This window comes from Saccharopolyspora sp. NFXS83, from assembly GCF_026241095.1.
Classification (GTDB): Bacteria; Actinomycetota; Actinomycetes; order Mycobacteriales; family Pseudonocardiaceae; genus Saccharopolyspora_C.
This window is the reverse complement of the sequence record NZ_JAPFGB010000003.1, coordinates 340,156-351,973: the sequence shown is the minus strand read 5'-3', so window position 1 is coordinate 351,973 and position 11,818 is coordinate 340,156. Positions and strand designations below refer to the sequence as shown.

Genomic DNA, 11,818 nt, shown 5'->3' with positions numbered 1-11,818 from the left:
CCCCCGCACCCCCGCCCGAAGGGCACGGGATCGGGTGGCCGATCGAGCACCCCTCGCTGTCCCTGCGCACCGGAATCGAGCCCGCCGCCGCGCGGCCCGGCGACCCGATCACGCAGACCGCCGTCGTCGGCAACACCGGCGACACCATGCTCGCCGGCGTCGTCGTGACCCTGGATTCCGGGCCCTGCCACGAAGTCCTCGGCCACCTCCGGCCAGGATCGACGCGGACGGCCTCGTGCTCCGGCACGGCGCCCGCCCACGGCCGGGTGTCGGCGCGCGCGGTCGGCATCAGCCACGGCGGCCTGCCGGTCGTCGAGCGCGCCACCGCGGAGATCGCCGAACCGCCGCCCGCCCCCGACCCACCCGCACCGGAACGGCCGTCGGTCGCGCTGGAGATCCTGCCCGCCCGCGCGGGATCGGTGCCGGTACGAGTGCGCAACACCTCGACCGTTCCGCTGCTGGGAGTCGAGGTCACCGGTGAACCACCGGCCTGCCGACGCGCGCTCGGCACGCTGGAACCGGGTCGCTCGGTCACCTACACCTGCGAGGCACGTCCCGGCGAGACGGTGAGCCTCGCGGTCTCCGCCCGGTCGCTGGCGGGCGAGGTCGCCGACGCCGACGCACTGCTGGTCGTGCCTGCACTCCCCGCAGCGCCGCCTCCCGCCGAACCGCCCCCTCCCGCCGAACGGTCGTCACCGGCGGCACGGCCGATTCCGCCACCGCTCGACGAGACCCGCGTGGAACTCGCGGATTCCGGCGGGCCGCGCGAATCACCCGCCCGGACCGCCGGATTCATCGCGGTCCTCGGAGTGCTCGTGATGATGGTCAGCGTCGGCGCGCTGTCATCGGCCACCCGAGTCGGCCGGTGACCCGCCATCCGGGCCGCGGCGACGTGCTCGCGCCGGAACCGCTCGAAACTCCCCGATCCCGGTACCCCCGGCGGGAATTCACCCCACGCAGAACAGGAATGGCAGCATGCGCTTGAACGCACGTCCACTGGTCGCCGCGACGGCCGCGATCCTCGCCGCAGGCTTCCCCGCTGCCACCGCGAGCGCGGCCTCCACCGGGCAGGTCCTGATCTTCAGCACCGAGTTCGAGCCGGTGACGACCTACGACGCGCCGAGCGGGTGCCACCAGGCCCCGTCCACCGCGCACGTGCTGATCAACGAAACGGACGAGGCCGTTCGCATCTACGCCGACCCGTTCTGCGCGACGGGATCCCTCGTCGTCGCCCCCGGGCACGGAGCGCACGTGCCGCCGGGCACCGGCAGCTTCCACGCCTGAACCGGCCGTCCCCGCAGAACCGGAACCAGCATCGGGCGAGGAGTCGGATGATGTCTGTTGATCTCGTGGTGGTCGGGCTCGGCTACGTCGGCCTACCGCTGGCGTCCGCCGCCTGCGCCGCCGGGCTGACCACGGTCGGGCTGGACGTGTCCGGCGAGGTCGTGGCCGGGTTGAACGCGGGCCGGTCCCACGTCGGGGACGTGCCGGAGGCGACCGTGGCCGAGATGGTCGCCGCCGGGTTCACCGCGACCACCGATTCGGCGGTGCTGGCCACGTCGGACACCGTCGTGCTGTGCGTGCCCACGGGCCTGTCCGCCTCCGGCGACCCGGATCTCAGCGCCGTGCGGGCCGCGGCCGGGACCGTCGCCACCCACCTGCGCGCCGGAACCCTGGTCGTCCTGGAGTCCACCAGCCACCCCGGCACCACCGAGGAGGTGGTGCGGCCGATCCTGGAACGGGGCAGCGGACTGCGGGTCGGCGAGGACTTCCACCTGGTGTACTCGCCGGAGCGGATCGACCCGGGCAACGAGCGGTTCTCGATGCACAACACCCCGAAGATCATCAGTGGCTGCACCCCGCTGTGCGCCAAGTACGGGGTCGCCTTCTACGGCCGGTTCGTCGAATCCCTGGTGGTCTCCCGCGGCACCAGGGAGGCCGAGATGGCGAAGCTCCTGGAGAACAGCTACCGGTACGTGAACATCGCGCTGGTGAACGAGGTCGCGCTGTTCTGCGACCGGATGGGCATCGACGTGTGGGACGTGCTGCACTGCGCGGGCACCAAGCCCTTCGGGTTCGCGCCGTTCCAGCCCGGCCCCGGCGTCGGCGGCCACTGCATCCCGATCGACCCGCGCTACCTGGAGAGCAAGGCGCGCAGCGCGGGATTCACCTTCGACACGTTGTCCGCCGCGCGCGCGGTGAACGAGCGGATGCCCTCGCACGTGGTGCTGCGGGCCGCCGAGCTGCTCGCCGAGCGGGGCGCGGCACTCGCGGGATCGCGGGTCCTGCTGCTGGGCGTGGCCTACAAGCCCGACGTGGCCGACACCCGCGAGTCGCCCGCGTACCCGATCGCCCGCGAACTGCTCGCCCGCGGCGCCCGGGTCTCGTTCCACGACCCGGAGGTCGCCGAGTTCGAAGTGGACGGTCGTGCGATCCGCAAGGAGCACCCGCTCCCAGAGGCGTTGTCCGATGCGGATCTCGTCGTCCTGCTGCAGGACCACTCCTGCTACGACCTCGTCGAGATCTCCAGCACCGGCTGCGCGCTGCTGGACACCCGCGGGAAATCCGCCGGTGGCTCGGTGACGCTGCTCTGAACACCCCCACCCGGTGCGTCGACGTGCCCGGCGCACCGGAATCGATCTTGCGCGAGGCCGAGTCCCCGCGCGGGCCGTCCGCTCCCGTTCGCGCGGGTGCGGGCGGAGCACCGTTTCCGCCAACGAAACATCAAGGAGGATGGCCATGACCGCGGCTATCGCTAACGAACGCCTGCGCAAGCGCTTCGCCAAGTGGGACTTGGACGGCAGCGGCCGTCTGGAGCGCTCGGACTTCGAGAAGGAAGCCGTGCAGATCGTCCAGGCCTTCGGCAAGAACACCGACGGCGCCGAAGCCCAGTCGGTCCAGGACGCGCTCACCGGCATGTTCGAGTACCTGGCCGGCGAGGCCGGGACGACGGCCGGCGGTTCGCTGTCGGAGGACGAGTTCGTCCGCGTCACCCAGAAGCTCATCTTCGAGGACGGCGAGGAGCAGTTCAACCGCGTGCTCGGCCCGCTGGTGCGCAGCATCGTCGGCCTGTGCGACAAGAACGACGACGGCAAGATCGACGCCGCGGAGTTCGCCTCCTGGCTCACCGCCGTCGGCGTCGACCGCTCGCAGGCCGCGGAGGCGTTCGTCAACGTGGACACCGACGCCAACGGTGAGCTCACCGTGGACGAGCTGCTCGCCGCCGTGCGCGACTTCCACTTCGGTCGTCTGGACGTCGAACTGCTGGGCTGATCCATCCCGGCGAACGAACGGCCGGTGACCATCACTCAGGAGGTCACCGGCCGCTCAGCCGTTCGCAGAACCGGGCCGTGCCGCCTCAGCCGCGGGCGGACGCCTGGTCGAAGGCGAGCTTCGTTTCCGGTTCCAGGCCGATCTCCTCGCCGGTGCAGGGGATCGAGGTCCGCACGAGGATGTTGTAGTGGTTCGGGTAGTGGCAGGCGTCGAAGCCGAGCACGGTGCCCACCAGCCGCTCGCCGATCCGGAGTTCGTCGCCGCGGTCGAGCACCCCGGCGCTGCCGAACTCGGCGAAGCCGAGGAACCCGACCCGGTCGATGCGGGCCCCGGTGGCGGTGTCGCGGTGGTCGGTGGTGACGAGCTCGTGCACCTCGCCCGCCCGGATGCAGCGGCTCGGGTGCGGTTCGAGGGACATGCCCCGGTCCTCCCGGCGGTGCCGGAGCACCTTCACGACGGTGGCCCGCAGGCCGCGCTTGCGCCCGTCTTCGTGCGGGTTCATGCCAGGCCCTCCCATTCCGGTGCGGTGTCGAGGAATTCGGTGCGGTAGACCGCGTCGACCAGTTCCAGCGCGGCGAGCCCGCCGTCGGGCCGCCGGGCCGCGTCCGCGCCGCCCGCATCGAGGACGGTCGCGAAGTCCGCCAGGATCCCGACGTACTCGTGCCACAGCGAGGCCTTGAACCCGCGATGCCCGTGCAGCATGTCCGCGCGGTGGACGGTGCCGTCGGCGCAGCGGACCTCGACGTCCTTGGTCTCGCCCGGGTGGGACCAGTCGAGTTCGACGACGGCGGGCACACCGGTGGCGGACCGCAGCCCGAGCACGGCCTGCCGGTCGATCCCGCTCTCGTCCCTGCCGACGGTCACTCCCGCCGATTCGACGTCACCGAGGAACAACCGCACCAGGTCGAAGGCGTTCGGCCCGTTGTCGGCGACGCAGCCACCGCCGCAACGGTCCGGGTCGAGGTACCACGTGTCGCCACCGATGTGCTCCTCGATGCGCTCCAGGTAGCGCACCACCAGCGATTCGATCGGGCCGTGCCCGCGCAGTTCGTCCCGCAGCCGCAGCACGTTGTCGTTGTAGCGGCGGTGGAACGCGGTGAACAGCGGGGTTCGCTCGGTGGCGAGCTCGGTGAGCGCGCGGGCCTCGTCGAGATCGATGCCGAGGGGCTTCTCCACGCACACCGGCACGCCCGCCCGCAGCGCGTCGCGGCAGATCCGCGCGTGCACGTCGTTGGGCACCACCACGATCACGGCGTCCAGCGCGACGGTGGCGAGCAGATCCCGGTGGTCGAGGAAGCCGGGGACGTGCCCGCGGTGCACGGCCAGCGCCGAGCGGCGCACGTCGCACACGGCGGCGAGTTCCCAGCCGGGGAGTTCGTCTATCGCGGCCAGGTAGTACTTCGAGATCGTGCCGAGGCCGATCACGGCGACGCGGTGCGGTGCCGCGGATTCCGTCATCGCGCACCTCCGGCGGTCTCGGGCAGGCCGAGTTCGACCAGTTCCCGGTGCAGGCGCGGGCGCAGCGGCACCCCGTCGCGGCGGCGGCGGGCGGCCAGTTCCGCCTCGTGCCAGCCGGGGTAGCGGACCGCGTCGCCGGCGGCGGCGGGCGGGCAGTCCAGCAGCGTGCCGAACAGGCTCCGCGCGTCGGCGGCGAACTCCCCTTCGGTCCGCAGCAGGTCCGGGGCTATCGCCAGCACGAAGTAGCCTATGTCGTCGTCGCGGCCGTGCGGTCCGCCGTCGCCGTGCAACGCCTCCGGGGCGGGGCCCAGCCCGGCTCCCGGCAGCAGCGCGGACAGCAGTTCCACGACGAGGCCGAGCCCGAACCCCTTGTGGGAGCCGGTGTCCGGGTCCCCGCCGAGCCAGCGCAGGTGCGCGGTGCCGCGGTCGAACTCCGCCGGGTCGGTGACCGCGGCGCCGGTGTCGTCGGTGAGCCAGCCCGCCGGCACGCGCTCACCGCTGCTCGCGGCGACGCGCACCTTCCCGGTGGGCACGACGGTGGTGCTCATGTCCAGGACGAAGGGGTGGTCGTCGAGGGCGGGGGCGGCGACGCTGAGCGGGTTGGTGCCCAGCATGGTCAGCGCGCCCAGCGGTGGGCGGGCGATGCGCTGGCCGCCGCAGTTGCTCGCGACGATCCCGATCATGCCGCGGGCGGCGGCGCGGGCTGCGTGGAACCCGGCGCAACCGAAGTGCGTGCCGCCTCGGACCGACACCATCCCGATGCCGTGGTCGGCGGCGCGGTCCGCCGCGGAGTCCGCGGCTTCGGCCGCGGCCCACAGCCCGAGCGCGCGGCGGGCGTCCACGACGGCGCACGCGCCCAGGTCGGTCAGCACGCGGGGTTGCGCGGCGGGATCGATCCGCCCGCACCTCAGCAGCGGCAGGTACAACCGGGCGAGGTTGAACAGGCCGTGCGAGTCGAATCCGCACAGATCGCCGTAGCACAGCGCATCGGCCGCGAGGTGCGCTCGGCGATCAGGTATCCCGTGCCCGGCGAACACGCGCGCGGTGAACGCGTGCAGGTCCGCGTGGGACACCATCGTTCGTTCCCCGGAGTGTGCGATCTCCGGCAGCAGTGTCATCAGGTGGTCTCCTCCCCGGCACCCCAGTGGTGCCGCTCGGTGAACTCGGTGAGCAACGACGCCACCGCGCGGGCGAAGTCCCGCAGTTCGGCGACGTCGGCGTATTCGCCTTCGGCGTGCGCGTGGTTGGTCTCCAGCGAACCCGGCCCCAGCACCACCGTGGCGGTGCCCGGGACGTCGTGCATCCAGATGGCGTCGCAGGTGAACGCGGGCAGCTCGTCCGGCCACCGGGCGAGGCCCGCGGCGACGAAGAGCTCCCGCGCCCAGGCGGGCGAGGCGTCGAGGCAGGGCAGGCCGCGCTTGAGCCAGTCGACGTGCACGATCTCGGCGGCGTGGGCGGCGGTGCGGGCGAATTCCCTGGTGCGCCCGAAGATTTCGGTGAACTCGCGCAGCCCGGAGCGCACCGCCGCCCGCAGCGCGCGCTCGGCCTCGGCTCCTTCGGCCGCGGTGGCGTAGGACAGGTTCAGCAGCAGGTTTCCGCTGCCGTAGACCCGGTTGTGCTGCTCGCCCGTGCGCACGCCCGCGACGCAGCACCGGCCTGGCCGGTCCCGCGGGTCGAGGTGCCGCGCGAGGTGCTGCGCGAGGAAGCCCAGCAGCACCGTCGCGTTGTGCCCGGCGGCGGGTTCGTCGTCGATGGCACCGCGGCCGTCGACCCGGATCCGCGCGGTCATCGAGGCGGTCGCTCGCGGCAGGTACCGCAACCCGGTGGGTTCGCAGAACACGTTGAGGCGCCCGAAGAATCCGGCTTCGACCAGCGGCCGGGTCCCGCAGGTGCCCATCGCACCGCCCTCCTCGCCGGAGACGATCTGCACCAGCACCCCGATGTCGCGCCCGAGCGCCGGGATCCCGTCGAGGGCCGTGCGGATGCCCGCCAGCAGCGCCACCGCGGGACCTTTCGCGTCGATCGACCCGCGCCCGGTGATCCGTTCCGCGGTGCATGTCACGGGTTCGATCCCGGCCACCGTGTCCAGGTGCGCGTTGAACATGACCGTGCGCTCCGGCGGCAGGTCCGGGCCGAGCCGCAGCACCAGGTTCGGCTGCTCGGCCAGGAAGTCCGCGGTGCCCGCTGCGTCGCGGACGGCGCGGGGCACGTCGTCGCGGTCCAGGACCGCCGGATCGGGTGCCGCGTGGTGCACGGTGCGGAATCCGATCGACTCCGCCGCGCGGGCGTAGGCGCGCTGGGCCTGCCACATCCGGGCGGGCGGCTCCGCCGATTCCAGCGGGTTCACCGTCGGCAGCAGCAGCAGGTCCCGCAGCAGCTCCCGGTCCGCTGCGCCGAACGGGTCGGCGGCGGACATCAGGACCGGCCGCGTGCCGACGTCCCGGCCGCGTACGGCGCGAGCAGCTCCCCCAGCATCCGCTCCAGCTCCCGGCCCGCGTCGACGAACCGGTCGGCGGCGGAGGCGTCGGCCTGCTCGCCGTCGTGCGGGCGGGCCACCAGGTGCGGTTCCAGTGAGAAGCTGCCCGCGTACCCGGAGTTCAGCAGCAGCCGCAAGCAGTCGGCGACCCGCGCGTCGCCTTCCCCCGGCCGCACGTAGGTGGCCGCGCCGGGAGCGCCGGTCGCGTCCTTGACGTGCACGTGCGCGACGTGCCCGGCGAGCGGGCGCAGCAGCTCGAGCGCGTCGTAGCCGTGGTCGACCCCGTTTCCCGTGTCGAACAGCAGCCGCAGCGACGGGGCCTCCGCCAGCAACCGCAGCGCGCGGTCGGGGTCGGCGGCGGCCCAGCCCGCGCAGTTCTCGTGCAGCAGCGTGATGCCGTGCTCGGTGGCGCGTTCCGCGAGCCGCGCGACGCGTTCCCGCGCGCGGGCGCCCCACTCGGCTTCGTCGAGCCCGTCGTTCGGGTAGGACATGATCCGCACGAAGCGGGTGCCGAACGCACCGCACTGCCCGGCGAGCACGTCGAGTTCGCGCAGGTCCGCGTCGAAAGGGGCGGTGATCGGGCGCGCCCAGTTGCCGATCCGGGAGGCCAGGCACACCACGTCGAGGCCGGTGGACGTCACCTGGCGAACCGTGCGCCGCAGGTCGGGCGCGGACAGGTCCGCCAGCGCGACGCCGTCCACGGCGCGCAGTTCGATGCCGGGCCAGCCGAGCCTGCGAATCGCGGCGAGCTGCCCGGTGAGGTCCACGGCGGCTTCGTCGCCGATTGCGGCGAGCGCGGGCCGCAGGTCACCCTGCATGATCTGGAGTCCTCCTCCACTGTCGAACGAGGCCGGTCAGGTTCCGGCAGTGCTGTTTCGCCGACCACAGCAGGCGGATCACCTCGCACTGCAGCGCGAAGCGCTCGTCGGCGGCGGGGTCGGCGACCGGTCCGATGGCGTGGAACCGGCGGTAGGTGCGCAGCGTGAACTCGGTGAGCGCGTCGTCGGGGAACACCGACCACTGCTCGTCCGGTCCGTGCACGCTCAGCTGCGCGTGGTGGTCCTGGTCGCTGAGCGGGTAGTTCCCGATCGCCGTCCCGCGCTCGAATTCGAGCGCGACGCGGCGTTCCCGCACGGGTGCGGTCAGGTCGGAGACGATGTCGGTGCGCACGCCCTGGTGGTGGCGCAAGGCGAGCCGAGCGCCCCCCATGCCGGGCAGCACGCGATCCTCGAAGCGCATGTCGGTGCACTCCGCGTCGAGCAGTTCGGCGGAGCCCGCCAGCCGCAGGGCCACGCCGAGCGCGTGCGGGACCTCCACGTCGAACGCCGTCGGGTGCCCCTGGGTCGAGGTCGAGTGCGTGAAGCGCGGTTTGTGCTGGTGGAACGAGATGGACCGCAGTTCCCCCAGTGTCCGCCCGTCGACGAGCTCGGCGATCCTGCGGGTGAGCTCGGCGTCCAGCCAGTGCGCGACCACCGCCAGCCGCATGCCGTGCTCGGTCCGGATCCGGTTGATCTCCGCCAGTTCCGCGAGGTCCGGTGCGAGCGGTTTCTCCACGATGACCTGGCGGAAGCCGAGTTCGGCGAGCTCCCCGAGCAGCGCGGGCCGGTCGAGGGGTGGCGTGCACAGGTGGACCACGGTGCGCGCCGGCGGCACGAGTTCGGCGGCGGCGCGCACCGACTCCGCCACGGTCACCCCGGCCAGGGCGCGCCGGGCGCGGGGCTCCGGGTCGCAGGCGATGATCGCGCCCGGCCGGAACAGGTCGCGGTCGAGTTCCCGTGCCTGCGCCAGGACGCGCAGGTGCAGCCCTGCCCCGGCGCGCCCTAGCCCGACCACGAGTGAATGCAGCATCGTGCTCCGTTGATCTGTGGGTCTTCTGCGGTGGCATTTCCGCGGCGAGTCTGTTTTCTCCGTGGTTCTCGCGGACGACGCACCGTTCGGCGGAACCGTCGCGATGCGGTCCTCTGAGGACGGAAACCGGGCGGATTCGAGCAATGGATCGCCCGGGAACCGGAATGGTCTTCTGCGAACGAGTCCGGCTTGCCGAACCGCAGAGTAGCGATTTCGCCGAACCCGCCCGAAACCGGGTCCGGAGACTCCGATCCGATGATCACCGAAAAGGATGAAAAACGCTCGCGATCCCGCGACGGGCTTCCGGGCTGAGACGACGTTGAGCTAGGTTCACCAGCCGAATACCTCACCCCATTATCCAGGAGTTGACCATCGTGTCCCGCGGTGCGAACGACGCCGGGGCGCGGGAATTATCGAGCCTGCCGGACACTTCCGCGCCCGTTCCATTCTTCTCGCAAGCCCGCACTTTCGACCGGCTCTGGCCGGACATCAGCGCTCGCGTCGAAGAGGTCTTCGACAACGGCAAGTTCTCCCACGGCAAGCAGGTCGGCGAGCTCGAGCGGGGCATCGCCGACTACACCGGAGCCCGGTACGCGATCGGCGTCAACAGCGGCACCGACGCGCTGGTCCTGCTGCTGCGCGCGCTCGGCCTCCGGCCCGGTGACGAGGTCATCGTCCCGGCCTACTCCTTCATCGCCACCGCGAGCTCGGTGGTGCTCGCGGGCGGAACACCGGTGTTCGCCGACGTCGACCCGGTGACCTACGCGCTGGACCCGGCCGAGGTCGACCGGGTCGCGGGCCCGCGGACCAGGTTCGTGATGCCGACGCACCTGTTCAGCCAGATGGCCGACATGAGCGCGCTGTCCCGGGTGGCCGCCCGGCGGGGGCTGACGGTGCTGGAGGACAGCGCCGAGGCGATCGGGATGCGCCAGGTCGGGGTGCACGCCGGCCTGCACGGGACGGGTGGCGTGCTCTCGTTCTTCCCCACCAAGACGCTCGGCGCGATCGGCGACGCCGGGGCCGTGATCACCGATGATCCGCGGGTGGCCGAAGTCGTGTCCGGGCTGCGCCACCACGGGCGGTTCGGCCACACCCTGGACCACTTCCCCGGCATCTCCACCGAGACCGCGCGGCCGGGCACCAACAGCAAGATGGACGACATCCAGGCCGCGGTCCTGCTCGCGAAGCTGCCCGGCCTGGACCAGGAGATCGCCCGGCGCGCGCAGCTGGCGGAGGCCTACCGGGAGCGCCTCGCCGGCACCCCCGGGATCGTGCGGCTGCCGGAAGTCGTCGATCGCGGGCCGGGGTCGGTGAGCGTGTTCTACGTCTACCTGATCGAGGTCGAACGCCGCGACGAACTCGTCGAATGGTTGGCCCGCGCGGAAATCGGCACCGAAACCTACTACCCCATTCCCCTGCACCGGCAGCCGTGCTTCCGCGGGCTGGATTCCGCGGGCGCCGTGCTGCCCCGCGCGGAAGCGGCGGCGGAACGCGCGGTGGCCCTTCCGCTGTACCCGGACCTCACCCTCGGACAACTCGATCGGGTGTGCTCCGCGGTGCGCGCGTTCTTTTCCGGGAGGTGCGCGTGATGCGTTCCGAGATTCCGTTCTTCCCACCGGATCTGTTCGAACACGATCGCAAGGTCATGTTGGACGTGATCCAGGACATCGGTCGAGATCCCCGACAGAAGTTCATCCTGGGTGAGCACACTCGGGATTTCGAGGAAATGCTGCGCGACGATCTCGGTGCGGCCGACGTGGTCGCCTGCGGCAGCGCCACCTCCGCGCTCGGGCTGGTGCTGCGCGCGATGGACATCGGCCCCGGCGACGAGGTCGTGGTGCCCGCGTTCGGCTGCGCGCCGCTGGCGGCCTCGGTGGTGGACGTGGGGGCCACACCGGTGTTCGCCGACATCGATCCGCGCACCCTCGTGCTGGACCCGGAGTCGGCGCGGCGGCGCACCACCCACCGCACCAAGGCGATCATGCCCGCGCACATGTTCTCGATCATGGCCGACATGCCCAAGTTCACCGAGCTGGCCGCGAGCCACGACCTGCGGCTGATCGAGGACTCCGCGGTGGCGCAAGGAGCCGTGCTCAACGGCACTGCCGCCGGGCTGTGGGGCGAAGCCGGCGTGTACTCGTTCGTCCAGGTCAAGTCGTTCGGCATGCCGGGTGAAGGCGGCGCCGTGGTGACCCGCGACCCGGCGCTGGGCCGACGGCTGCGCATGCTGCGCAACCACGGGCAGCAGGAACGCTTCGTGCACCAGGCCGTCGGCACCAACAGCAGGTTCGACGAGATCCAGGCCGCGTTCCAGCGCTACCGGTACGCGGGCTTCCCCGCCCGGCTCGAACGGCGGGCCCAGATCGCCGAGCACTACACCGAGCGGTTCGCCCCTCTCGCCGAGCACGGCGTCCTCGCGCCCCCGCCGGGCCGCAACGGCCGCTGCCACTACGTCTACAGCGTGCTCGCCGAGGAGCGCGACGTGCTGCGGGAGTACCTCGCGGAGCACGGCATCGGCTCGCACGTGTACTACCCGCTCGCCCTGCCGTACCAGGCGGCGTTCCTGCCCTACGCCCCGGCGGACGAGCGCTGGCCGAACGCCGAGCACGCCAGCGCCCGCATCCTGGCCCTGCCGATCTACCCGCACCTGACGGACTCCGAGGTCACCCGGATCGCCGATGCCGTCCGCGAGTTCGTCCGCCACCGCCCGCGCGCCACGGCGCCGGGCGTCCCCGCATGCTGAACGAGGAGCGCCCCGACACG

At 72.3% G+C, this 11,818-nt stretch carries 11 protein-coding genes and 1 pseudogene; 6 read left to right on the top strand and 6 right to left on the bottom strand.

Translation table 11 applies throughout. The features are described from left to right. The 4 genes and pseudogenes from OOZ19_RS05340 to OOZ19_RS05325 form a co-directional block, all read left to right on the top strand. Window positions 1-869, top strand: a pseudogene (locus OOZ19_RS05340) (hypothetical protein); the annotation flags it as partial. Between the two features lie 106 nt (window positions 870-975). Beyond that, window positions 976-1,284 (top strand): hypothetical protein, encoded by a 309-nt coding sequence (locus OOZ19_RS05335; RefSeq protein WP_266088847.1) that lies wholly within the window; start codon window positions 976-978, stop codon window positions 1,282-1,284. Between the two features lie 50 nt (window positions 1,285-1,334). Continuing rightward, window positions 1,335-2,594, top strand: coding sequence for a nucleotide sugar dehydrogenase (locus tag OOZ19_RS05330; RefSeq protein WP_266088871.1), 1,260 nt, complete (start codon window positions 1,335-1,337; stop codon window positions 2,592-2,594). 145 nt (window positions 2,595-2,739) lie between these two features. Continuing rightward, window positions 2,740-3,273: an EF-hand domain-containing protein gene (locus OOZ19_RS05325; RefSeq protein WP_266088844.1), complete on the top strand. Its 534-nt coding sequence runs from the start codon at window positions 2,740-2,742 to the stop codon at window positions 3,271-3,273. Between the two features lie 85 nt (window positions 3,274-3,358). Here the strand turns inward: OOZ19_RS05325 and OOZ19_RS05320 are convergent, their stop codons facing one another. The 6 genes from OOZ19_RS05320 to OOZ19_RS05295 are packed head-to-tail and all read right to left on the bottom strand — an operon-like array spanning window position 3,359 to window position 9,055. Next, complete coding sequence (locus tag OOZ19_RS05320) at window positions 3,359-3,775, bottom strand: DUF6917 domain-containing protein (RefSeq protein WP_266088842.1); 417 nt, start codon at window positions 3,773-3,775, stop codon at window positions 3,359-3,361. After that, window positions 3,772-4,731 (bottom strand): Gfo/Idh/MocA family protein, encoded by a 960-nt coding sequence (locus OOZ19_RS05315; protein WP_266088840.1) that lies wholly within the window; start codon window positions 4,729-4,731, stop codon window positions 3,772-3,774. The genes OOZ19_RS05320 and OOZ19_RS05315 overlap by 4 nt, the downstream gene beginning before the upstream one ends. Then, window positions 4,728-5,849: an Ldh family oxidoreductase gene (locus OOZ19_RS05310; RefSeq protein WP_266088838.1), complete on the bottom strand. Its 1,122-nt coding sequence runs from the start codon at window positions 5,847-5,849 to the stop codon at window positions 4,728-4,730. Before OOZ19_RS05310 ends, OOZ19_RS05315 begins: the two co-directional genes overlap by 4 nt. Beyond that, window positions 5,849-7,147: a M20/M25/M40 family metallo-hydrolase gene (locus OOZ19_RS05305; protein WP_266088836.1), complete on the bottom strand. Its 1,299-nt coding sequence runs from the start codon at window positions 7,145-7,147 to the stop codon at window positions 5,849-5,851. Before OOZ19_RS05305 ends, OOZ19_RS05310 begins: the two co-directional genes overlap by 1 nt. Beyond that, a complete protein-coding gene (locus OOZ19_RS05300; RefSeq protein WP_266088834.1) occupies window positions 7,147-8,025 on the bottom strand; it encodes a sugar phosphate isomerase/epimerase family protein in 879 nt (292 codons plus the stop codon). Before OOZ19_RS05300 ends, OOZ19_RS05305 begins: the two co-directional genes overlap by 1 nt. After that, complete coding sequence (locus OOZ19_RS05295) at window positions 8,015-9,055, bottom strand: Gfo/Idh/MocA family oxidoreductase (protein ID WP_266088832.1); 1,041 nt, start codon at window positions 9,053-9,055, stop codon at window positions 8,015-8,017. The genes OOZ19_RS05300 and OOZ19_RS05295 overlap by 11 nt, the downstream gene beginning before the upstream one ends. A gap of 365 nt (window positions 9,056-9,420) precedes the next feature. On the opposite strand from OOZ19_RS05295, the gene OOZ19_RS05290 reads away from it, so the two are divergent. Beyond that, window positions 9,421-10,644: a DegT/DnrJ/EryC1/StrS family aminotransferase gene (locus tag OOZ19_RS05290; protein ID WP_266088830.1), complete on the top strand. Its 1,224-nt coding sequence runs from the start codon at window positions 9,421-9,423 to the stop codon at window positions 10,642-10,644. Then, a complete protein-coding gene (locus OOZ19_RS05285) occupies window positions 10,644-11,798 on the top strand; it encodes a DegT/DnrJ/EryC1/StrS family aminotransferase (protein ID WP_266088828.1) in 1,155 nt (384 codons plus the stop codon). The genes OOZ19_RS05290 and OOZ19_RS05285 overlap by 1 nt, the downstream gene beginning before the upstream one ends. Window positions 11,799-11,818 lie beyond the last annotated feature (20 nt).

Coding starts and splice junctions, on each gene's coding strand:
- OOZ19_RS05330 (WP_266088871.1), top strand. CDS start 1,335: ATGTCTGTTGATCTCGTGGTGGTCGGGCTCGGCTACGTCGGCCTACCG.
- OOZ19_RS05320 (WP_266088842.1), bottom strand. CDS start 3,775: ATGAACCCGCACGAAGACGGGCGCAAGCGCGGCCTGCGGGCCACCGTC.
- OOZ19_RS05325 (WP_266088844.1), top strand. CDS start 2,740: ATGACCGCGGCTATCGCTAACGAACGCCTGCGCAAGCGCTTCGCCAAG.
- OOZ19_RS05310 (WP_266088838.1), bottom strand. CDS start 5,849: ATGACACTGCTGCCGGAGATCGCACACTCCGGGGAACGAACGATGGTG.
- OOZ19_RS05285 (WP_266088828.1), top strand. CDS start 10,644: ATGCGTTCCGAGATTCCGTTCTTCCCACCGGATCTGTTCGAACACGAT.
- OOZ19_RS05300 (WP_266088834.1), bottom strand. CDS start 8,025: ATGCAGGGTGACCTGCGGCCCGCGCTCGCCGCAATCGGCGACGAAGCC.
- OOZ19_RS05305 (WP_266088836.1), bottom strand. CDS start 7,147: ATGTCCGCCGCCGACCCGTTCGGCGCAGCGGACCGGGAGCTGCTGCGG.
- OOZ19_RS05335 (WP_266088847.1), top strand. CDS start 976: ATGCGCTTGAACGCACGTCCACTGGTCGCCGCGACGGCCGCGATCCTC.
- OOZ19_RS05315 (WP_266088840.1), bottom strand. CDS start 4,731: ATGACGGAATCCGCGGCACCGCACCGCGTCGCCGTGATCGGCCTCGGC.
- OOZ19_RS05295 (WP_266088832.1), bottom strand. CDS start 9,055: ATGCTGCATTCACTCGTGGTCGGGCTAGGGCGCGCCGGGGCAGGGCTG.